20 protein-coding genes are annotated in these 21,632 nt (G+C 65.9%); 8 read left to right on the forward strand and 12 right to left on the reverse strand.

Annotated elements, in window-relative coordinates; translation table 11 throughout:
• Positions 1-48: 48 nt before the first annotated feature.
• A complete protein-coding gene (sbcB, locus tag ACUTAF_RS04065; RefSeq protein ID WP_445578771.1) occupies positions 49-1,482 on the forward strand; it encodes an exodeoxyribonuclease I in 1,434 nt (477 codons plus the stop codon).
• Between the two features lie 632 nt (positions 1,483-2,114).
• On the opposite strand, the gene mvaT is transcribed toward sbcB, so the two are convergent.
• Positions 2,115-2,489, reverse strand: a complete 375-nt coding sequence (gene mvaT / locus ACUTAF_RS04070) for a histone-like nucleoid-structuring protein MvaT (RefSeq protein WP_445578772.1) — start codon at positions 2,487-2,489, stop codon at positions 2,115-2,117.
• A gap of 491 nt (positions 2,490-2,980) precedes the next feature.
• Between mvaT and purU the strand changes: the two genes are divergently transcribed.
• From purU to ACUTAF_RS04085, 3 genes are read left to right on the forward strand one after another with little or no spacing between them, the layout of a single operon-like run.
• Positions 2,981-3,832: a formyltetrahydrofolate deformylase gene (gene purU, locus ACUTAF_RS04075; RefSeq protein ID WP_445578773.1), complete on the forward strand. Its 852-nt coding sequence runs from the start codon at positions 2,981-2,983 to the stop codon at positions 3,830-3,832.
• Positions 3,833-3,879: 47 nt separating this feature from the next.
• On the forward strand, positions 3,880-4,305 hold the full coding sequence (locus ACUTAF_RS04080; RefSeq protein WP_445578774.1) for a CBS domain-containing protein: 426 nt from the start codon (positions 3,880-3,882) through the stop codon (positions 4,303-4,305).
• Positions 4,306-4,320: 15 nt separating this feature from the next.
• The gene (locus ACUTAF_RS04085) at positions 4,321-4,506 is read left to right on the forward strand and encodes a hypothetical protein (protein ID WP_445578775.1); all 186 of its coding nucleotides are present in this window, start codon (positions 4,321-4,323) and stop codon (positions 4,504-4,506) included.
• 41 nt (positions 4,507-4,547) lie between these two features.
• On the opposite strand, the gene ACUTAF_RS04090 is transcribed toward ACUTAF_RS04085, so the two are convergent.
• Positions 4,548-6,425, reverse strand: coding sequence for a methyl-accepting chemotaxis protein (locus ACUTAF_RS04090; RefSeq protein WP_445578776.1), 1,878 nt, complete (start codon positions 6,423-6,425; stop codon positions 4,548-4,550).
• A gap of 160 nt (positions 6,426-6,585) precedes the next feature.
• Between ACUTAF_RS04090 and ACUTAF_RS04095 the strand changes: the two genes are divergently transcribed.
• Positions 6,586-8,070: a helicase HerA-like domain-containing protein gene (locus tag ACUTAF_RS04095; RefSeq protein ID WP_445578777.1), complete on the forward strand. Its 1,485-nt coding sequence runs from the start codon at positions 6,586-6,588 to the stop codon at positions 8,068-8,070.
• 221 nt (positions 8,071-8,291) lie between these two features.
• Here ACUTAF_RS04095 and ACUTAF_RS04100 read toward each other — a convergent pair whose 3' ends face one another.
• Both ACUTAF_RS04100 and ACUTAF_RS04105 read right to left on the reverse strand, forming a co-directional pair.
• Positions 8,292-8,504, reverse strand: a complete 213-nt coding sequence (locus ACUTAF_RS04100) for a hypothetical protein (RefSeq protein WP_445578778.1) — start codon at positions 8,502-8,504, stop codon at positions 8,292-8,294.
• A 245-nt stretch (positions 8,505-8,749) separates the two neighbouring features.
• Positions 8,750-9,625 (reverse strand): aldose 1-epimerase, encoded by an 876-nt coding sequence (locus ACUTAF_RS04105; RefSeq protein WP_445578779.1) that lies wholly within the window; start codon positions 9,623-9,625, stop codon positions 8,750-8,752.
• Positions 9,626-9,723: 98 nt separating this feature from the next.
• Here ACUTAF_RS04105 and ACUTAF_RS04110 point away from each other — a divergent pair, with 98 nt between their 5' ends.
• On the forward strand, positions 9,724-10,479 hold the full coding sequence (locus ACUTAF_RS04110; protein WP_445578780.1) for a FadR/GntR family transcriptional regulator: 756 nt from the start codon (positions 9,724-9,726) through the stop codon (positions 10,477-10,479).
• A gap of 96 nt (positions 10,480-10,575) precedes the next feature.
• Here ACUTAF_RS04110 and ACUTAF_RS04115 read toward each other — a convergent pair whose 3' ends face one another.
• From ACUTAF_RS04115 to ACUTAF_RS04140, 6 genes are all read right to left on the reverse strand, one after another.
• On the reverse strand, positions 10,576-11,478 hold the full coding sequence (locus ACUTAF_RS04115; RefSeq protein ID WP_445578781.1) for an EamA family transporter: 903 nt from the start codon (positions 11,476-11,478) through the stop codon (positions 10,576-10,578).
• A 217-nt stretch (positions 11,479-11,695) separates the two neighbouring features.
• Positions 11,696-12,976 (reverse strand): TRAP transporter large permease, encoded by a 1,281-nt coding sequence (locus tag ACUTAF_RS04120; RefSeq protein ID WP_445578782.1) that lies wholly within the window; start codon positions 12,974-12,976, stop codon positions 11,696-11,698.
• The gene (locus ACUTAF_RS04125; protein ID WP_445578783.1) at positions 12,976-13,503 is read right to left on the reverse strand and encodes a TRAP transporter small permease; all 528 of its coding nucleotides are present in this window, start codon (positions 13,501-13,503) and stop codon (positions 12,976-12,978) included. Before ACUTAF_RS04125 ends, ACUTAF_RS04120 begins: the two co-directional genes overlap by 1 nt.
• Before the next feature lie 58 nt (positions 13,504-13,561).
• Entirely contained in the window at positions 13,562-14,536 is a 975-nt protein-coding gene (locus ACUTAF_RS04130) for a TRAP transporter substrate-binding protein (RefSeq protein WP_445578784.1), read from the reverse strand.
• Positions 14,537-14,613: 77 nt separating this feature from the next.
• Entirely contained in the window at positions 14,614-15,489 is an 876-nt protein-coding gene (locus tag ACUTAF_RS04135) for a glucurono-1,5-lactonase (RefSeq protein WP_445578785.1), read from the reverse strand.
• A gap of 57 nt (positions 15,490-15,546) precedes the next feature.
• The gene (locus ACUTAF_RS04140; protein ID WP_445578786.1) at positions 15,547-16,374 is read right to left on the reverse strand and encodes an NAD-dependent epimerase/dehydratase family protein; all 828 of its coding nucleotides are present in this window, start codon (positions 16,372-16,374) and stop codon (positions 15,547-15,549) included.
• A gap of 865 nt (positions 16,375-17,239) precedes the next feature.
• Between ACUTAF_RS04140 and ACUTAF_RS04145 the strand changes: the two genes are divergently transcribed.
• Positions 17,240-18,640: a DUF2252 domain-containing protein gene (locus tag ACUTAF_RS04145; protein WP_445578787.1), complete on the forward strand. Its 1,401-nt coding sequence runs from the start codon at positions 17,240-17,242 to the stop codon at positions 18,638-18,640.
• A gap of 162 nt (positions 18,641-18,802) precedes the next feature.
• Here ACUTAF_RS04145 and ACUTAF_RS04150 read toward each other — a convergent pair whose 3' ends face one another.
• Complete coding sequence (locus ACUTAF_RS04150) at positions 18,803-19,765, reverse strand: LysR family transcriptional regulator (protein ID WP_445578788.1); 963 nt, start codon at positions 19,763-19,765, stop codon at positions 18,803-18,805.
• A gap of 99 nt (positions 19,766-19,864) precedes the next feature.
• Between ACUTAF_RS04150 and ACUTAF_RS04155 the strand changes: the two genes are divergently transcribed.
• On the forward strand, positions 19,865-21,076 hold the full coding sequence (locus tag ACUTAF_RS04155; protein ID WP_445578789.1) for an MFS transporter: 1,212 nt from the start codon (positions 19,865-19,867) through the stop codon (positions 21,074-21,076).
• A 151-nt stretch (positions 21,077-21,227) separates the two neighbouring features.
• Here ACUTAF_RS04155 and ACUTAF_RS04160 read toward each other — a convergent pair whose 3' ends face one another.
• Positions 21,228-21,623: a RidA family protein gene (locus ACUTAF_RS04160; RefSeq protein ID WP_445578790.1), complete on the reverse strand. Its 396-nt coding sequence runs from the start codon at positions 21,621-21,623 to the stop codon at positions 21,228-21,230.
• Positions 21,624-21,632: the final 9 nt, after the last annotated feature.

Below are 21,632 nucleotides of genomic sequence, written 5' to 3' on the forward strand. Positions count from 1 at the left end.
GGGCATGAATGATAGACTGCCCGGCCACTGTGCACTGGGGAACTGTGCGTGACTTCCAGCATCTTCTGGTACGACTACGAGACCACCGGCATCAACCCGCGCTGCGACCGGCCGCTGCAGGTAGCCGGCATCCGCACCGACGAGGCGCTCAACGAGATCGGCGAGCCGCTGAACATCTATTGCCGGCCCAGCGACGACATCCTGCCGCACCCAGCCGCCTGCCTGGTCACCGGTATCGATCCGCAGCGCTTGCAGCAGTTGGGGCTGGACGAGGGCGAGTTCGTCACCCGGGTGCATGCCGAACTGTCCGCACCGGGCACCTGCGGCGCCGGCTACAACAGCCTGCGTTTCGACGACGAGGTGACCCGCTACAGCCTGTACCGCAATTTCTTCGATCCCTATGCCCGCGAATGGCAGGGCGGCAACAGCCGCTGGGACCTGATCGACCTGGTGCGCACCGCCTACGCCCTGCGCCCGGAGGGCATCCAGTGGCCGCAGGAAGAGGGCCGCGTAACCCTCAAGCTGGAGCGTCTGACCCAGGCCAACGGCATCAACCACGGCCAGGCCCACGACGCGTTGTCCGACGTACGCGCCACCATCGGCCTGGCGCGCCTGCTGCGTGAGCGCCAGCCGCGGCTGTACGATTTCCTCTATCAGTTGCGCAGCAAGCAGCGAGTACTGGACCAGATTCGCCTGTTGCAGCCGTTGCTGCATGTCTCCGGGCGTTTCTCCGCCGACCGTCATTACCTGGCGCCGGTGCTGCCGCTGGCCTGGCATCCGCGCAACCGCAACGCGCTGATCGTCTGCGACCTGCAGGCCGACCCCACGCCGCTGCTCGAGCTGGATGCCGAGACCCTGCGCGGCCGCCTGTACACGCGCCGTGACGAGCTGGCCGAAGGCGAGGTGCCGGTGCCGCTCAAGCTGCTACATATCAACCGCTGCCCGGTGGTGGCGCCGCTGTCGGTACTGCGCGAGCAGGACCGCCAGCGCCTGCAGCTGGACTGGTCGCCTTGCCAGCGCAACGTCGAGGCGCTGACCGCGGCGCAGGCACTGTGGCAGGACAAGCTGGTGGTCATCTATCGCGAGGAGGCGTTCGCCGCCAGTGGCGACCCCGAGCAGCAGCTGTACGACGGTTTTATCGGCGACCGTGATCGCCGTCTGTGCGAGCAGGTGCGTCGCGCCGAACCCCAGGCCCTGGCCGGTCAGAACTGGCCGTTCGACGATGCGCGTCTGCCGGAGCTGCTGTTTCGTTATCGCGCGCGCAACTTCCCGGGCAGTTTGTCTGCCACCGAGCAACAACGCTGGATGGAATTCTGCCGCCAGCGGCTGAGCATTCCCGAGTTCGGCGCACCCAATACCCTGGCGCAGTTCCGGCAGGCGCTGGAGGAGTTGCGCAGCAACTGCACTGCCAGCCAACTGCAACTTCTCCTGCAATGGCAGGCGCATGCACAGGAACTGCAACTGCGCTATGGCGTGAATTAACCGAGCCGCCGGTTGCCGCCCCTCGCCGAATCGCCTGCGTACATATCGAGCGGTGCCGACGCCGTGGTCGCATTGTTTATCCCCATGCGGCTTGGCGTTCGTCTCCTACTGGTGTTTCGGCAATTGCCGCCGGGGCTGCGGCTGCCGCTCGCGGGCAACTAGCGGCGCACCTGGCATACGCCTGGAGAGTTGTCGGAAGCAGTTTCACTGGCATCTTGCGGAAAAAGACCGGCAACAAAAAGCCAGGTACCAGTTGGCTAGGGAAGTTCTGAAAAAGCCGTTTACCGTCACTCCCGCGAAGGCGGGAGCCCAGGGACTACGGAGGTTCTGGATTATTCCCCTTCGGGCCAGTGCAAGCGCTGTTCAGCGATAAAGCTGCTGTCCCGCCTGCGCCCGGCTATTTCAGCGTTTCCCTAGGGGCGTAGTGCACACCGGTGCGAATCGGAATCCTGATGCGCCCGGCATGGCCTACGAAGCTCTCGAGTGCCAAGCGTCAGGGCGCAAGGCATAACGGAGGCAAGGCGCAGAAGTTATCGGAATCATTTTCAGCGTCGCGTAGCGACGGCTCGCCAAGGATCACGGGCAATAAAAAACGCCAGCATGGCTGGCGTTTGCGGGAGGCTGCCTGAGGATCAGCCGAGCAGGGTGGCCCAGCCTTCGACGACCTCGGCGCCCCACTTGGCTTTCCACTCTTTCAGGGTCTTGTGGTTGCCACCTTTGGTTTCGATCACTTCGCCGCTGTGCGGGTTCTTGTACTGCTTGACCTTGCGCGCACGCTTGGTCGGAGCAGGCTTGCCGGCGCGTGCAGTCTTGCTGCTCTTGGCCTCGGGATCGAGCAGCGCGATGATGTCACGCAGGGACTTCTGATATTCACCCATCAGGGTGCGCAGCTTGCCTTCGAATTCCAGTTCTTTTTTCAGTTTGTCGTCTTGCGACAGGTTCTTCAGGCGCTCTTGCAGTTCCTTGATGGCTTCTTCGGTAGCGCGGTATTCATTGATTAGCGACATGGACAGCACCTTGGCATGAATAGGTTCTAATGGTGAGCAGTGAGGCAATAATAGTCAGGCATTAATAACAAGTAAACAGCGCTGAAAAAATAACTGGCTGGTAAATGCAAGCGCTTGTATCCGCGCCAGCTAATTCATTCCGCCTGCTGCGCGGCGGGGCAAAGTTTTTCCAACCAGCGGGGGGCGATTATTGGCCAAGGTCCAGTCGGGAAAGGCCGTGGCATCGTCGCAATAATTCGAGGCCGTGGCCAACTGTTGTAAGAAAACTGGCAGCGCCCGGTAATGTTTGCTCAAACCATGGCGGTATTGTCGACGCCGACCTGCGCCGCGCCGAGATGCCTCGACTTCTCCCGGCATTTTCAAGGCGCGCCGGTGAATATTAAGCCGCACTCTTGCAGCGATACACGCGCTGCTCGCCGGCGTTCGCTCGACGACTTTTCACGCAGCCCCTAGAATGGCCGACTTTTGCGTCGTCATTGGGGTTCTTGCATATGCGCACGTTCAGACTGGTCATCGCCTGCCCGGATCGCGTCGGTATCGTCGCCAAGGTCAGTAATTTCCTGGCGACCTACAATGGCTGGATCAACGAGGCGAGCCATCACTCCGACCCGCAGACCGGCTGGTTCTTCATGCGTCACGAAATTCGTGCCGACTCACTGCCGTTCGAACTGGAAGGCTTCACCCAGGCGTTCGCGCCGATTGCCCGTGAGTTCTCCATGGAGTGGCGCATCACCGATTCGGCGCAGAAGAAGCGGGTGGTGCTGATGGCCAGTCGCGAATCGCACTGCCTGGCCGATCTGCTGCACCGTTGGCACAGCGACGAACTCGATTGTGTGATTCCCTGCGTGATTTCCAACCACGACGACCTGCGCAGCATGGTCGAGTGGCACGGCATTCCCTACTTCCACGTGCCGGTCGATGCGCGGGACAAGGCGCCGGCCTTTGCCGAGGTGGAGCGCTTGGTCAAGCAGCACCAGGCCGACGTCATAGTCCTGGCGCGCTACATGCAGATCCTGCCGCCGACGCTGTGTGCCGAGTACGCGCACCAGGTGATCAATATCCATCACAGCTTCCTGCCGTCCTTCGTCGGCGCCAAGCCCTACCACCAGGCCTCGCTGCGCGGGGTCAAGTTGATCGGCGCCACCTCGCACTACGTCACCGAGGAGCTGGACGCCGGCCCGATCATCGAGCAGGACGTGGTGCGCGTCACCCACCGCGACGATATCGAGGAAATGGTGCGCCTGGGCAAGGATGTGGAGAAGATGGTGCTGGCGCGTGGACTACGCTATCACTTGGAAGACCGGGTTCTGGTGCACGACAACAAGACGGTGGTGTTCGACTGATCCTGCCGCATGGCCCGGTCCCCCAGGCACGCCAGAGGAGATCGCCCATGCTCAAATCCATCAAGGTGCGGGACTACATGACCCGCCATCTGGTGACCTTCAGGTCGGACACCGATCTGTTCACCGCCATCAACCGCCTGCTGGAGCACCGGATTTCCGGGGCGCCGGTGGTCGATTCCCAGGGGCATCTGATCGGCATGCTGTCGGAGGGCGACTGCCTGCGCGGCATCCTCTCCGGGGCCTACTACGAGGCCATCGGCGGCAACGTCAGCGCCTACATGACCACCGAACTGGAGACGGTGTCGCCGGAGGCAGACATCATCGACCTCTCCGAGCGGTTTCTGCGCGGCAAGCGCGGGCGCATGCCGGTGATCGAGGACGGTCGTCTGGTCGGCCAGATCAGCCGCCACGACGTGCTGCGGGCGGTCAAGGAATTCGCCCAGCATGAGCAGGGCAAGCTGGAGGCCGGCTAAGCGAGGGCGGTGCAGATGATCGATCCACTGGACAAGGCGACGTCCCAGGCGCCGCCGACCCTGGGCGAGGGGTGCGTGCGGCGCTACGACCCGGACGCCCTGAGCGAGGAGGACGGCACCGAGTTCGCCGGTGCCGCCGAGTTGTGGCGACAGCTGCAGGAGCAGGAGAAAACGCCGGCCGAGCCCGAGCGCGAGCCATAACGACGAAGGGCGCCGCGGCGCCCTTCGTTTCATTGCCGCCCTCAGATGCGGAAGCTGTCGACCAGCTGCTTGAGGCGCGCGGCCTGCTGTTCCAGATCGCCGCAGGCGCGCAGGGTGGCCTGCAGGTTTTCCACGCCCTCCTGGTTGAGGGTGTTGATCTCGATGATGTCCATGTTCAGCGACTCGATCACCGAGGTCTGCTCCTCGGTGGCGGTGGCCACCGACTGGTTCATCCCGTCGATCTCGCCGATGCGTGCGGTCACCGTGCCCAGGCGTTCGCCGGCCTGGTTGGCGATCTCCACGCTGTCCTCGCTGTAGCGCTGGCTCTCGGTCATGGTGGTGACCGACTCGCGCGAGCCGACCTGCAGCTCTTCGATCATCTTCTCGATCTCCTGTGCCGACTCCTGGGTGCGGTGCGCCAGGTTGCGCACCTCGTCGGCGACCACGGCGAAGCCGCGACCCGCCTCGCCGGCGCGCGCCGCCTCGATGGCGGCATTGAGCGCGAGCAGGTTGGTCTGCTGGGAGATGCTCTTGATCACCTCGAGAATCTGGCCGATGTCCACGGTCTTGCTGTTGAGCATCTCGATCTTGGCGCAGGCGTCGCTAATCTTGTCCGACAGCTCGCTCATCGAGCGGATCGCCTGCTGCACCACCTGGCCGCCGTCCTCGGCCTGATGGCGGGCGTCGGAGGCATGGGTCGAGGCATCGGCGGCGTTGCGCGCGATCTCCTGGGCGGCGGCGCCGAGCTGGTTGATCGCGGCGGCCACGCTGTTGGTGCGGCTGGCCTGCTCGTCGGAGTTGGCCATCGACGAGTTGGAGGCGCCGACCACCAGCTTGGCCACCTCGTTGACCTGCGCGGTGGCCGAGGACACCTCGCGGATCGAGCTGTGGATGCGTTCGACGAACTGGTTGAAGGCGCGGGCCAGGGCTCCGAATTCGTCGTCGTTCTGGATTGCCAGGCGCTTGGTCAGATCGCCCTCGCCCTGGGCGATGTCCTGCATGGCCTTGCCCATGGCGGTCAGCGGCTGCATCAGTACGCGGATCAGCAGGCCGAGCAGGGCGATGATCAGCACCACGGCGATCACCGTGGCGATGAGCGCCGAGGCGCGGAACTCGGTGAGCATCGCATAGGCCTTGGCCTTGTCGATGGACAGTCCGACGTGCCAGTCGACCGAGGGCAGGCCCTTGACCGGGGTGAAGGCGAGGATGCGGGTGTCGCCATCGAGTTGCGTCTCGCTGAACTCGCTGCCGATGAGCGGGGTGTTCTGCGGGTAGACGTCCTTGAGATTCTTCATCACCAGGCTCTTGTCCGGGTGCACGAGGATCTTGCCGTCGGCGCTGACCAGGAAGGCGTAGCCGATACCGTCGAAGTCCAGGGCATTGATGATGTCGACCAGGGTCTGCAGGCTGAGGTCGCCGCCGACCACCCCGGCCGGCCTGGCTGGGGTGGCGATGGTGATGATCAGCTCGCCGGTGGCGGCGTCGACGTAGGGCTCGGTGAGAGTCGTGCCGCCGGCGGCCATGGCGTCCTTGTACCAAGGGCGCGTGCGCGGATCGTAGCCGTCGGGCATTTTTTCGTCCGGGCGCATGGTGAACCCGCCGCTCTCGGTGCCCAGGTAGGTGAAGGCGAACGAGGAGGTCAGCGCCTTCTGCTCCAGCAGCTTGACCACTCGCTCGGCGCCGCTGTCGTTGACGATCGACTGGGCGGTGCTTTCCACCAGCAGGATGCGTCCGGACAGCCAGTTCTGGATATTGCTGGCGGTCACGTCGCCCATCTGGCGGAGATTGCTTTCCAGGTCCGTGCCGATGGCGTTGCGTTGCAGGTAATCGTTGTAGAGGGTGAACAGGGAGAAGGCGACTATCACCACCAGCGATGCTGCGAGCAGGATCTTGTGGCTGAACTGCAGGTTTTTAGTCATGTTGTCTTGCGTCCGGAGGGCTCTGGAACCAGTCTTGTGTTCCACCGCTACGCCAGCGTAGCTGGGGCGCGGGGAAAATTGCGGCAAAGGCAATTCGCCTTTGGTCTGACGACTGTGTCGGCATATCAGCACTAAAGCTTTAACCCAGGGGATGGCAAAGATGCCTTTGAATTCGCAGTTCGTACTGGGCGCCGGCAGCGACGGCGCGCCCGTCGGCCAGCCGTTGCGCCTGGCCAACCGTCACGGCCTGATCGCCGGTGCCACCGGCACCGGCAAGACGGTGACCCTGCAACGCCTGATCGAGACCTTCAGCGACGCCGGTGTGGCGGTGTTCGCCGCCGACGTCAAGGGCGACCTGTGCGGCCTCGGCGCCGCCGGCGCGCCGCAGGGCAAGGTGGCCGAGCGCATCGCCAGCATGCCCTGGCTGGTGCACCAGCCGCAGGCCTACCCGTTGACCCTGTGGGACGTGCACGGGCAGAGCGGCCACCCGCTGCGCACCACCTTGAGCGAGATGGGCCCGCTGCTGCTCGGCGCCCTGCTGGAACTCACCGACAGCCAGCAGGCGGCGCTCTACGCCGCGTTCAAGGTGGCCGATCGCGAGGGTTTGCTGCTGCTCGATCTGAAGGATCTCAAGGCGCTGCTCGGCCACCTCAAGGACAACCCGCAGGTGCTTGGCGAGGACAGTGCGCTGTTCACCAACAGCTCGGCGCAGGCGCTGCTGCGGCGCCTGGCCAGCCTGGAGCAGCAAGGCGCCGAGGCGCTGTTCGGCGAGCCGGCGCTGCAACTCGAGGACCTGTTGCACCCCGATCGCGACGGCCGCGGCCGCGTCCACCTGCTCGACGCCAGCCGCCTGGTGCACGAGGCGCCCAAGGTCTACGCGACCTTCCTGCTATGGCTGCTGGCCGAGCTGTTCGAGCAACTGCCCGAGCGCGGCGACGCCGACAAGCCGGTGCTGGCGCTGTTCTTCGACGAGGCGCACCTGCTTTTTCAGGGCACGCCCAAGGCGCTGCAGGAACGCCTGGAGCAGGTGGTGCGGCTGATCCGCTCCAAGGGCGTGGGGGTGTATTTCGTCACCCAGTCGCCGAGCGATCTGCCGGACGACGTGCTGGCCCAGCTCGGCCTGCGCATCCAGCACGGCCTGCGCGCCTTCACCGCCCGCGAGCAGAAGGCGCTGCGCGCGGTGGCCGAGGGTTTTCGGCCCAATCCGGCGTTCGACAGCCTGAGCGTGTTGACCGAACTGGGCATCGGCGAGGCGCTGGTCGGCACCCTGGAGGAGAAGGGCACGCCGGCCATGGTGCAGCGCGTCGCCATCGCCCCGCCGCAGTCGCGTATCGGCCCGTTGAGCGAGGCCGAGCGCGCCGCCCTGGTGCGCCAGTCGCCGCTGGCCGGGCGCTACGACAGGCCCATCGACCGCGAATCGGCCTACGAGCTGCTCACCGCCCGTGCCGCCCGGGCCGCCGCCGAGGCGCCGATCCAGCCGAGCGGACGACAGAAGGGCGCGACGCAGGACCAGGGGTTGGGACAGATGGCCGGCGAGCTGCTCGGCGGGGCGATGAAGTCGGCGCTGCGTCAGGCCGCCAACCAGCTCGGCCGGCAGCTGGTGCGGGGGCTGATGGGGTCGCTGCTGGGCGGAAAGAGGCGTTAGCAGCTAGGGGGGGGCGGCGGCGTGCCGATTTAGCGCTGCCCGAGCGTTCGCCGCGCCGCTAACCCTCCCTGCATTAGGCCGTTTAAGGAAACTCTGAAATAGCCGTCATTCTCGCGCAGGCGGGAACCCAGAACCTGCGTAGCCTCTGGGCTCCCGCATTCGCGGGAGTGACGATAAATGGCTTTTTCAGAACTTCCTTAACTCTGGTCGATCAGAGCGCGCTATTCACCGGCCGCATCCTGCTTGTCCTGACGTTCTTTCTCGATCTTTTCGATTTCCTTATCGAAGGCCTGGTCGAGCAGGCTGGGTTTCTTGCGCCAGGGTTTGCGCTCGGGGTCCGGCTGTGCGGCGTAGGTGATGACTTCCCCGCCGTATACATCCTTGTAACGTTGCGCCTGGCGCTCGAGTTCGGCGCGCAGTTCGTCTTTCGTCACTGGGTTTACCTTGTATGGTCTGTCGTTCGATCCGTATGACGCGTGAAGCGCTGGGCTTCACTGCTGCGGTCGGGGATCGCTCTGAAGTCTAGTTGGTCGTGCGATGGAGAAAGACTCGGAAGCCTCTTTGGCTTTCAGTTTTCTCTTTATTTTCAGTTACTTATGGTTATGCAACTGTTTATATTGAAAGTTGCTTCCGGCAACTTGGGAGTCATTATCGTCAAGGCTCTTCGAATGTCCAGTGTTCAATCCCGCAGCGCTTGATAGTGCAGGCTGAAATGCAAGCGGCAACTTTCTCCGGAGTCCAGCAATTGCAGGCCGGGGCGGCCGGGCAGGTGGTGGGCATTGGCCGGATGGCTGACCGGCTCGAAACAGAAGAACTCCCGATCCTCAGGGCAATAAAGGAGGAAGAATTCGGCGCCCTCGGCATGGCAGACCAATTGATAGCCGGCATCTGGCTGAACGATGCGCGCGTCGCCTGGCCAGCCGGTAAAGGCATTATCGACAAGTTGGGCCGGTAGTTTGCCCGGCGCGCTGAAGTTCCAGGCTTCGGGCAACTCGACCAGTTGGCTGGACAGCTTGTTTTCGTCGCACAACCAAACCTGCTCGGCGCTGGCCTGCAGGCGGGTATGTGCGGTGCGGGTGATATAGGGATGCAGACCGAGACCGTACCAGGTCGGCCGCTCGCCTAGATGAATGGCCTGGAGAGTCAAACTCAGGCGGCCCTCGGCCAGGTGCACCCGCAGGCTGGCGCGGTAGGGAAAGGGGGCCTGGCTGTCGAGTTGCAAATGCGCGCTGTCGGATGTCGCATCGACCAACTGCCAGGGCTGCTGCCAGGCGCTGCCGTGGATCGGCAGGGGTTCATGGTCGGTGTTGGCCGTCAGCGTCTGCCAGCCGCCCGGGCAGTCGAAGCCGCCGCCGCCGATCCGGTTGGACCAGGGCGCCAGCGGGTAGCAGGCCAGCAACCGCGGGTTGGCGGCGGCGAGTGCCTGCCCGTCGCTATGACGCAGCAGCGGCCAGCCGTCGCTCAGGCGGCTCCAGTTGACCAGGCTGGCGCCCAGTTCGGGGGCCAGGGTCAGACGGGTCAGGCCGTCGTCCAGGGTCAGCAGGCGGGTCGTCATCTGGCGCTCCTGTGTCGGTATTGGTCGGGAATTCATAGTGTCATCGTACAACTGCTGGGCTATGATGGCGGCTCAGTCGTCAACCGAGAGTTCTCGTCATGGAAACCCCCAACGCCCAACCACGCGCTCGTCGCAAGCATCGCAGCCTGGCCCAGGAACTGGTGGCCGACCTGTCGCAGCGCATTCGCGACGGCGTGATCAAGCGTGGCGAGAAGCTGCCGACCGAGTCGGCGATCATGGAAGAGCAGGGCGTCAGCCGCACCGTGGTGCGCGAGGCGCTGTCGCGGCTGCAGGCGGCCGGCCTGGTGGAGACCCGCCACGGCATTGGCACCTTCGTGCTCGACACCCCCAGTGCCAGCGGCTTTCGCATCGACCCGGCGACCATCGTTACCCTGCGCGACATCCTGGCGATTCTCGAGCTGCGCATCAGCCTGGAAGTGGAGTCCGCCGGCCTGGCCGCGCAGCGCCGCAATGATGGCCAGTTGAGTGCGATCCGCGAAGCGCTGGACGCCATCAACGAGAGCGCGGCGCACGCCAGCGACGCGGTGTCTTCGGATTTTCACTTCCACCTGCGTATCGCCGAGGCCACCGGCAACCGCTACTTCACCGATATCCTCAGCCACCTGGGCACCAGCATCATCCCGCGCACCCGGGTCAATTCGGCCGGCTTGGCGCGTGATGACCAGGCGCACTACATGGCGCGCCTGGCGCGCGAGCACGAGCAGATCTTCGAGGCCATCGCCCGCCAGGACGCCGAGGCGGCGCGCGCCGCCATGCGCCTGCACCTGACCAACAGCCGCGAGCGCCTGCGCCAGGCGCACGAGGCGGCCGAGGCGGAGGCGCTGCACGGTTGAGCCATGGCTACGGGCGCCGACGGCCGTAGGGTGTCGCGGGGCCGCCCAGGCTGTGCGCGCCAGCCTGCACGCTGAGTCCTCGGTGCGCACGACGCGCTACCGGCGATAGGCCAGGGCGACTATGCCGCCGACCACGATCAGCCCGCCGGCCACCTGCAGGGCGCCGAGCAACTGGCCGAGAATCAGCCAGCCGAACAGCATCCCGGCGACCGGCTCCATGTTCATCACCGGCGCGTTGCGCGCGATATCCAGGCGCGGCATGCAGATGAACAGCACCGAGAACGCCGTGCCGTAGAGCAATACCAGACAGGCCAGGGCGACCCAGCCGAGCGCCGCGTCGGGCAGGCCCAGGCCGCCGGGCAGGGCGCCGCTGGCACCGGCCAGCGCCGAGGCGCTGAACACCACCGCCATGGTCAGCATGCTGCGTACCCGACCTGGCATCGCCGACAGCCGATGCTCGGTGATCCACAACGCAACGGCGAACACCGCCGCCGCGGTCAGGCTGAACGACACCCCTTCGATCCAGCGTGCATCGAGCTCGGCCTGGCCGGCCAGGCGCGCCGGTACATCCAGCACCAGCACCAGGCCGAACAGGATCACGCCCATGATCAGCGCCGCGCGGCCGGTCGGCGCCGGGCCGCCGAGGGCCCAGGTGAGCAGCGCGAGGAGGATCGGCGAGAGGTTCACCACCAAGAGCGCCAGGCCCACCGGGATGCGCGCCACCGCCGAATAGATGCAGAAGCTCTGTACCGCGATCAGCAGTCCCAGCACCAGCTGCCATCCCCAGGTGGCGCGGCTCAGGCGCAGCGAGTCGCGTTGCCACAGCACCAGGGCGGCGAGCACCAGCAGGGTCACTCCCGAGCGGCAGAGGATCGCCAGCAGCAGGCCGGCGTCGTGGTCGAAGGCGATACGCGCGGCGATATGGTTGCCGGCGAACGAGCAGGCCAGGGTGGCGAGGATCAGCGCGGCGATATGCCGGGGGAACGGGGCGGCGGGCATGGCGGGGCGTTACGTCCTTATAAAGCGAGAGCCGCCAGGCGGCGGCTCGGGGTGAATGGGGCAGGCCCCGCACGAGGGACGGTGAATCAGAAGGTGCGATCTCGCGAGCTAGAGCCCTACAAGGCAAACACAGGCGAGGAAACGGAGTGTACTTTTGTACATGAGCATTCCGAGCCTGTTTTTAACGCAGTAGGGCCGACGCGCAGCAGATCGTAAATCAGAGCACCACGCTGGGCAGCCACAGCGAAATGGCGGGGATATAGGTGACCGCCAGCAGCACGGCGAACAGCGCGACGTAGAATGGCAGCAGGGCTTTCACCGTGCTCTCGATGCTGACCTTGCCGATGGCGGCGCCGACGAACAGCACCGCGCCCACCGGCGGGGTGATCAGGCCGATGCCCAGGTTGACCAGCATGATCATGCCGAAGTGTACCGGGTCGACGCCGAAGGAGGTCACCACCGGCAGCAGGATCGGCGTGAGGATCAGGATCAGCGGCGCCATGTCCATCAGCGTGCCCAGCACCAGCAGCATCATGTTGACGCACATCAGGATCACGTAGCGGTTGTCCGACAGGGTCAGGAACGCCGTGGTGATCTTCGCCGGGATCTGCATCAGGGTCATGATGTAGCCGAAGCTGGCGGCGAAGGCGATCAGGATCATCACGATCGACAGGGTGCGCACCGTGCGGTGCAGCATCTTCGGCAGCTCGCGCCACTGGTAGTCGCGGTAGATGAACATGGTCACGAAGAACGCCCAGACCACCGCCACCGCGGCCGACTCGGTGGCGGTGAACACGCCGCTGAGGATGCCGCCGAGGATGATCACCATGGTCATCAGGCCCCACAGCGCCTCCACGCAGATCTTCAGCGCCTGGCGCAGCGGAATCACCTCGCCCTTGGGGTAGTTGCGCTTGCGGGCGAACAGCAGGCACAGGGTGGCCATGGTGAAGCTGAGCAGCAGGCCCGGGCCGATGCCGGCGACGAACAGCGCGGCGATCGACACCGTGCCGCCGGCGGCCAGCGAGTAGATCACCGAGTTGTGGCTGGGCGGGGTGAGCAGCGCCTGCACCGAACCGGACACGGTGACCGCGGTGGAGAATTCGCGCGGGTAGCCTTTCTTTTCCATTTCCGGGATCAGCACCGAGCCCACCGAGGCGGTGTCGGCCAGCGAGGAGCCGGAGATGGCCCCGAAGAAGGTCGAGGCGGTGATGTTGACCAGCGACAGGCCGCCGCGGACGAAGCCCACCAGCACCCCGGCGAAGGCCACCAGACGGCGGGCCATGCCGCCCTCGGCCATGATCGCGCCGGCCAGGACGAAGAAGGGGATGGCCAGCAGGGAGAACTTGTTGACGCCGCCGGCGATCTGGATCATCACGGCGTGCAGGGGAATCTCGATCCACCAGGCGCCGATCAGGGTGGCCATGCCGAGGGCATAGGCGACCGGGACGCGCAGCAGGATCAGGGCCAGGAAGCTGCCCAGCAGGATGACGGCATCCATTACACGGCCTCCTTGGAGTCTTCGGTGCATTCGTAGTCGACGACGCGGCGCTTGTGCTGGTCGCCGTAGAGCAGCTGTTCGAGCACGAACAGCAGGGTGATGAAGCCGCCCAGCGGGATCGGCGCGTAGCTTAGGCCGACGCGCAGCCAGGTCAGGGTGCTCAGGTACTGGTTCCAGGTGGCGACGCACAGCTTGTAGCCCCAGACCAGCATGAACAGACTGATGGCGGCCATGGCCAGGCGTACGAACAGGGTGAGAAACGGCTGCACCTGCGGCGGCAGGCGGTCGCTCAGGGCGTTGACCGCCATGTGCGCGCCGGCGCGGTAGCTGGCGGCGGCACCGACGAAGGTGAACAGCACCATCAGCAGGATGGCGATGGGCTCGGGCCAGCCCAGGCCCTGGCCGAGCGCGTAACGGCTGAACACGCCCCAGGGAATGATCAGCGCCATGATCACGATCGCCAGGCCGGCGACGCCGATGCAGGCGCGGTAGATGGCGTCGTTGACGCCCAGAACCAGGTTTTTCATCAGATATCACCGGTGGCGTCGCGACGGCCCGGGCCGCCGCAACGCGCTTGCGCGAGGGTTACTGAACGGCTTCGATGCGCTGGATCAGCTCGGCGAACTGCGCGCCGTACTTCTCCCGAACCGGGGCGGTGGCGTCGTAGAAGGGCTTGGTGTCGACTTCGATGAACTCGACGCCTTCGGCCTTGAGCTTCTCGTTGCTGGCGGTTTCCTTGGCCACCCACAGGTCGCGCTCTTCCAGCTGGGCCTCTTTGGCCAGCTTCTTCACCAGCGCCTGCTGCTCGGGCGTCAGCTTGTTCCAGGTGGTCTTGGACATCAGCAGCGGCTCGGGGAGGATCAGGTGGTGGGTCTGGGTGTAGTACTTGGCGGCGCGGAAGTGGTTGTGCTCGAGCAGGGTCGGCGGGTTGTTCTCGGCGCCGTCGATCACGCCGCTCTGCAGGGCGCTGAAGATCTCGCCGGTGTCCATGGCGATGCCGTTGGCGCCCATGGCGTTGAGGGTGTCGATGAACAGCGGGTTGCCGATCACGCGGATCTTCATGCCCTTGAGGTCTGCCAGGCTGCGCACCGGCTTCTTGGTGTAGAGGCTGCGGCTGCCGGCCTCCATCCACGCCAGGCCGACCATGTTGAAATCGGAGTTGGTGATGGCGTCGAGGATCTCCTGGCCGATCTCGCCGTCGACCACCTTGCGCATATGCTCGATGTCGCGGAACACGAAGGGCATGTTGAACACGTTGGTGGCCGGAACCACCGGGCCGACCGAGCCGAGGCTGACGCGGGTCAGCTGCACCGCGCCGATCTGGGTCTGCTCGATCACTTCCTTCTCGGAGCCGAGTACGCCACCGGCGAACATGCGCGACTTGATCTCGCCGTCGGTGGCGGCTTCCAGCTTCTTGCCGAGGTTTTCCATGGCGACCACGGTCGGGTAACCGGCGGGGTGGATCTCGGCGATCTTCAGGGTCACCTCGGCTTGTACGAAGGAGGACAGGCCGAGGGCCAGCGGAAGTGTGGCCAGAAGCAGCTTGCGTTTGAGGTTCATGCGGAAATCTCCGTCTTGTTGTTGTTGGTAAGCAGCAGTGCAAACCGGTACCGCGAGCGGCCCGGGGTGGAGCGGATTCAGGGTCGGAAGGCAGGCTCCTCGAGCCCGGTGACGCCGGGGTTCAAGGCGAACACGCTACCGGCCAGCGGCTGGTCGGACAGATCGCCGTCGGGGCGGATCGAGGTGACGAACAGGGTGTCCAGGCGCGGCCCGCCGAAGGCGCACATCGCCGGCTTCTTCACCGGTACGGCGAGCGAGCGATCCAGGCGGCCGTCGGGGGTGAAGCGGTGGATCAGCCCGGCGTCGTTGCCGCAGATCCAGTAGCAACCGTCGACGTCCATGGCGGCGCCGTCGGGGCGGCCGGGATGGGCATTCATGTCGATGAACAGGCGGCGGTTGTGCGGGGTGCCGCTGTCGGTGTCGTAATCGAAGGCCCACACCGCCTGCACCGAGGGGTGCGAGTCGGACAGATACATAGTGCGGCCGTCCGGGCTGAAGGCCAGGCCGTTGGGCACGATCAGGTCGTCGAGGCGTTGTTCCAGCTGGCCGTCGAAGCGGTACAGCGCGCCGACGCGGGCGCCGGCGGCCATGTCCAGCAGCATGCTGCCGGCCCAGAAGCGCCCCTGGCGGTCGCAGCGGCCGTCGTTGAAGCGCATCTCGGCGCGGGCATGCTCGACCGCCGCCAGGCGCTCGGCCTCGAGGCGGCCGTCTGCCTGCGGCTGCAGATGGAAAATGCCGCTCTGCATGCCGGCCAGCCAGCCGCCGGCCGGGTGCGGGGCGATGCAGGCGAGCATCTGCTCGGCCTGCCAGCTCTGGCTGCTGGCGTCGTGCAGGTTCCAGCGATGCAGGCGGGCGGCGGGGATGTCGACCCAGTACAGGGCCTGCTCGGCGGCATGCCACACCGGGCTTTCGCCGGTGGCGTTGCGGGCATCGAGGATCAGTTCGGCTGGCATGGCGGTTCGTCGCTCGGCTTGTTGTTATCGCGTCGTGGGTGCCGTAGGGGAGGCGTCTCAGTCGTCGCCGAAAGGCCCCGCGGCGACGAAGGCGCCGCCCTGGTAGATGCGCGCCGGGTCGTCGTCGGCCGGCAGTGGCTGCGCTTCCACCTTGTAGCGGAACACCTCCGAGCTGTCCTTGGCCTGGTAGCCCAGGTGCGCGGCCAGGTGGTTGTCCCACCACAGATCGCGGTTGGCCGACATGCCGTAGACCACGGTATGGCCGACGTTCGGGCTGTAGAGGCAGCGTTCGAGCAGCTGGGTGAGGTCGTCATAGCTCAGCCAGGTGCTCATCATTCGGCGGTTGGCCGGCTCGGGGAACGAAGAGCCGATGCGGATGCTCACGGTCTCGATGCCGTAGCGGTCGAAGTAGAAGCTGGCCATGTCCTCGCCGTAGGACTTGGACAGGCCGTAGTAGCCGTCCGGGCGACGCTGGCAGTGGGCGTCGAGGTGCTCGTCCTGCTTGTAGAAGCCGATCACGTGGTTGGAGCTGGCGAACACCACGCGTTTCACGCCATGCCGGCGGGCCGCCTCGTAGATATGGAACACGCCGCAGATGTTGGCGCCGAGGATTTCCTCGAAGGGACGCTCGACCGACACGCCACCGAAGTGAAGGATGGCATCGACGCCCTCGACCAGTCGGTGCACGCCGGCCTTGTCGGCCAGATCGCACTGCACCACTTCCTCATGCGGGCCTGCGGCAGGCGCCATCTCGCCGATATCGGACAGGCGCAGGATGTTGGCGTAGGGGCGCAGGCGCTGGCGCAGTACCTTGCCCAGCCCGCCGGCGGCGCCGGTGAGCAGCAGGCGATTGAAGGGGCGGGGGTCGCTGGAAATGGTGGTCATGGCGGGCCTGGACTCTTGTCGCTTGTTGTTATTGAGTTGTCATACGTTGTCGTATGACTTGGCCGGATTATCGGCAGGCCGACGGGCATATGTCAACGCGCAACCGACGGAAAATTAGCGCGGCCCCTTCGCTCGTCGCCCTCCCTCCATCGGTCGATAAACCCTTTAAAGCCTATGGTTTTTCCTCGGCAGAATGCTCTATATCGATGCTTTCGGCGCGGTACTACATGTGTTCTGGCGGTTTTGCGCGAAGGCCGGTCGATGGGCTCTTGCCCGTACCGTTCGTCTGCTATGACTAAAGTTGTATGACGACGTATCTCATATGAATCGCGACGGGCGCGCCGGACCAGGTGCCCAAACTTCCGAGGGCAGGGCATGGGTACGAGAACGCCCGGCTCGCGCGGCGACCTGGCCAAGCTGGCCGGCGATTCCCCATCACCCTGTCCCGCGCCCAGGTGTCCCGAGCAAGTTTACGCTGCCATGTTCAAGCGAATGCTGGAGGAGCGGCTAGGGGGCCAGCCTCGCCGAACCGGCCCGATTCGTCAGTCGCTGGGCCCGGATGTGGGGGGAGTCGAACGAGCGGGGCAGAGGGCAATAGGCGGATGCTCCAGGCGCGTCCGCGCGATGTCGCTTCCGCCAACGCCGGGGCTGGCGTTTCCGCCCCGTGCCTGGGCCTCGGCCGCGCGAGCCGGGGGCGCGATCTTCAGCATCGTTGATGTCGCGCAAAGGGCTCGCGAAAACTTGTTCTAACGTGACAGGAGCGGGGTCGGTGATGGCGGAACAAACCGGCGCAAGCGACCCCGTACAGCCGAGGCACGAATTGCATGCTCGCCTCTACTCCCTATGTGCAGGTGACAACCGCATCATGAGCGCCAGCAAGAGATCCTCCAGCAAGAAGTCAGTCAAGGCCGAACAGCCGCCCCAGTTCTGTTCCCGCGGAGAACGCATCGCGGCCGGACAGCGGCTACGTCGCCACGCTCCTCGCGAAGACCACGCCATCTGGAAGCCGCCCGGCCGCCAGCGCGACGTCATCTCCATCCTCGACAGGTCCAACCGCGACCGTCTCGAGGAACTGGTTCCGATCCGCTACGGGCGCATGCTGCGCAGCCCTTTCACCTTCCTGCGCGGTTCGGCCGCGTTGATGGCCCATGATCTGGCCAAGGGCCCCAACGTCCAGGTGAACGTACAGGCCTGTGGCGACTGTCACCTGCTCAACTTCGGGCTTTTTGCCACCCCCGAACGCAACCTGGTCTTCGACCTCAACGATTTCGACGAAACGCTGCCCGCGCCCTGGGAGTGGGACATCAAGCGCCTGGCCGCGAGCTTCGCCGTCGCGGCGCGCGAAAGCGGCATCACCGACAGTCGCGCGCGAGATGCGGCCATCGCCTGCGTACGCGCCTATCGCGAGAACCTGCGCGCCTACTCGAAGATGAGTCCGCTGGAGGTCTGGTATTCGCGCCTGGACACCCAGACGCTGCTGGACATGGCGCCTGACGCCAAGGCACGCAAGGTTCGCCAGCAACTGTTCGATCGTGCCCACGAACGCGTGGTGGAGAGCACTTTTCCCAAGATTGCCGAGCAGGTCGCCGGCCACCCGCGCATCGTCGACCAGCCACCGATCATCTACCACGTCGCCCAAGCCGATTTCATGGAGCGTGTGCTCAAGAGCATGGCCCAATACCGGGAGAGCCTCTCCGAGGAGCGTCGTTTGCTCTTCGATCGCTACCGTGTGGTCGACGCGGCGCTGAAGGTGGTCGGCATCGGCAGCGTCGGCACCCGCTGTTTCGTGGCGCTGATGTTCTCCGAGGAAAATCACCCCCTGATCCTGCAGTTCAAGGAATCCTGCCGCTCGGTGCTGGAACCCTACAGCGGCAAAAGCCGCTACGAAAACCAGGGGCAACGGATCGTCATGGGGCAGCGCCTGATGCAATCCTCCAGCGACATTTTCCTCGGCTGGATGCGCAGTCCGGGGGGACGCGACTACTTCGTCAGGCAGTTGCGCGACATGAAAGTATCGGTGCCGGTCGAACACGTCACGGCCGCGCAGCTGGAGCGCTACGCCGAAATTTGCGGCCTGACCCTGGCGCGCGCTCACGCCAAGTCCGGTGACGCGGCGACCATCAGCGGCTACCTGGGCAAAGGAGACAGCTTCGACGAGGCCCTCGGCGACTTCTCCCTGCTCTACGCGGATCAGAACGAGCGTGACCACGCCGTGCTGGTCAAGGCGGCGCGTGCCGGCCGGGTGAAAGTGCTGGTCGAGGAGTAGAGGGCGGGCCGCTGCGCCCGGTGGACGGTGCGTCGGTGCCTGCCGCTATCGGCCCCGGCGGCGAGCTATTCGCGGCCACGGCCATGTCGGCTGCAGTTCGGCAGATCAGCTTCGCAGCAGGCGCACGCGGCGGCCGGCTGGCCGTCCTGTCTGCAAGGCGCCTTAGCTGCGGCCGTCCGGCTCCATGGCGTCCGCTGTCGCCCGCAACCCGACGAGGTGCGGCATGCGGCTGCGGATCAGCTCGGCGAACAGGCGCAGCTTGGCGGGGTAGCTGCGCGCGTGGGGGTAGATCAGGTAGACCGGTAGTGGCGCTGCCTGCCACTGCGGTATCAACTGGATCAGGCGGCCCTCCTCGATATCCCGGGCGACTATCCACGCCGAGCTGACGCAGGCGCCAAGCCCTGCGAGCGCGGCGCTACGCAGGGCGTAGAGGCTGTCGGTGCTCATCCGCGGCCGGATCGCGAAGCGGTGCGAGCGACCGTCGCGCAGGCAGGTCAGCACGACCTCGTCGGTGTAGTAGGTGCGTAGCGCCAGCCAGGGCAGGCGCTGCAGCTGTTCGGTCGAGGCGGGCAGCGGCTCGTCGCCGAGCAGCTGCGGCGCCGCGACCACGATGCGCGGCACCTCGCCGAGGCGGATGGCGACAACCGAAGGATCCTCGATGACCCCGACCTGAATCGCGCAATCGATGCCCTCGGCGGTGAAATCGGGGCTGCGATCGTGCAGCACCCACTCCACGCTGACGTTCGGGTAGCGGCGCAGGTAGTCGCCCAGCGGGGCGATCAGCTGGTCCTGGCCGAAGGCATGCGGGACTTGCACGCGCAGCGTGCCGCGCGGGTCGTCGCGCGCGCCGATCAGCTCGTCCTCCATCTCCATCCAGCTTTCCAGCACCTGCCTGGCATAGGTGTAGCAGCGCTCGCCATCGCCGGTCAGCTGCATGCCGTGGGTGGTGCGGTTGAGCAGTTGCAGGCCCAGCGAGCGTTCCAGTGCCTGCAGGCGACGACTGACGGTGGGTTGCGTGGTGCCCAATTGCGCGGCGGCGGCGGAAAGACTGCCGGCATCGACGATGCGGACGAAGGTGCGCAACAGCTCGATGCGATCGAGGCCGGGGACGACGGATTCGTTCATACGTTATACGCATAATGGATTTGCCTGTGAGGCTACTACAGCGTCTTCCAATACGCGATAAGAATGACGACCTCGTTCAAATCCCCAGGGAATTCGCTTATGACCTCCTCCTCTCTATCCGCCACGCTCGAGCAGCGCGCCCCGGCGCTGTCGCGCGGGCTGGTTCTGCTCCTGGCCACGGGCGCGGGTCTCAGCGTCGCCACGCTCTACTACAGCCAGCCGATGCTGGGCGTGCTCGGCAGCGATATCCAGGCCGGCGAGCGTGCGGTCGGCATGCTGCCGATGCTGACGCAGCTCGGCTATGCCCTCGGCATCCTGCTGCTGGCGCCGCTGGGGGACCGCTACGACCGGCGCCGGATCATCCTGGCCAAGGCAGGCATGCTGATGCTGGCCCTGCTGCTGAGTGGCATCGCCCCGGGAGTGGGCGCCTTGCTGGTCGCCAGCCTGGCCATCGGCCTCGCTGCCACCATGGCCCAGGACATCGTTCCGGCCGCCGCGACCATGGCGCCGGAGACGCAACGCGGCACGGTGGTGGGCACGGTGATGACGGGCCTGCTGCTCGGCATTCTGCTGTCGCGGGTGATGAGCGGCTTGATCGCCGAGCAGTTCGGCTGGCGCGCGGTATACGCGGTGGCGGCAGTGTCCATCGCGCTGTTCGCCATTGGCGCCTGGCGCGGCCTGCCGCGCTTCGCCGCCACCACCTCGCTGGGCTACGGCGCGCTGCTCGGCTCGATGCTCAAGCTCTGGTCGCGCTATCCGGCCCTGCGCCGCGCCGCGCTGGCCCAGGGCCTGCTGTCGGTGGCCTTCAGCGCCTTCTGGTCGACGCTGGCGGTGATGCTGCACAGCCAGTTCGGCCTGGGTAGCGCGGCAGCCGGCGCGTTCGGCCTGGCTGGTGCGGCGGGTGCGCTGGCGGCGCCGTTGGCCGGGCGCTTGGCCGATCGCCGCGGCCCCGAGCGGGTGACCCGCCTCGGCGCGGCGTTGACTGTGGTCTCGTTCGCCGTGCTGGGCCTGGCCGACGCCGTGCCGCTGGAGGCTCGGCTGGGCCTGATCGTGGTCGCCGCCATCGGCTTCGACTTCGCCATCCAGGCGACGCTGGTCGCGCACCAGACCATCGTCTACGGCATCGATCCGCCGGCGCGCAGTCGCCTGAACGCCGTGCTGTTCACCGGGGTGTTCATCGGCATGGCGAGCGGCGCCGGGCTCGGCAGCCTGGCGCTAGCGCAGTGGGGCTGGAACGGGGTGGTGGCGCTGGCCATCGTCGCGTCCTGCGGTGCGCTGGTTGTGCGGCTGCTGCCGGCTTCGCGCAAGTGAGTTTTTGCTCCCCTCCCATTTATGGGGCGTAAGCGGAAATAGCGAAGCACCGCTTCGCCCGCTGCAGCGCCCTGAGCCCTGCGAAGGGCTGGGGCGCAGAGCGGGGCTGGGGGGAGGACCGAGGTAGTAGCGGTGGCAGCCAACCCGAGCGCTACTGCGGCAACTTGGCGATCACCTTGATCTCGAAGTCGAAGCCGGACAGCCAGGTCACGCCGATGGCGGTCACCGTCGGGTAGGGCGCCTGGCCCCAGTATTCGGCCGCCACCTCCCAGATGGTCTCGAACTTCGAATCGGGGTCGACCATGAAGATGGTGGTGTCGACCACATCATCGAAGCTGCCGCCGGCCTCGGCCAGGATCGCATTGAGGTTGGCGAAGGCCAGACGGACCTGCGCCGCCAGGTCCGGCTCGGCCGAGCCATCCTTGCGGCTGCCGACCTGGCCGGAAACGAACAGAAAGCCGTTGGAGCGAATCGCCGGCGAATAGCGGTGCAGCTCGTACAGGGCATGGCGCTCGGGTGGGAAAACGACGTCACGGGTGCTGCTCATGGGGTGCCT

The organism is Pseudomonas sp. SP16.1 (assembly GCF_052682975.1).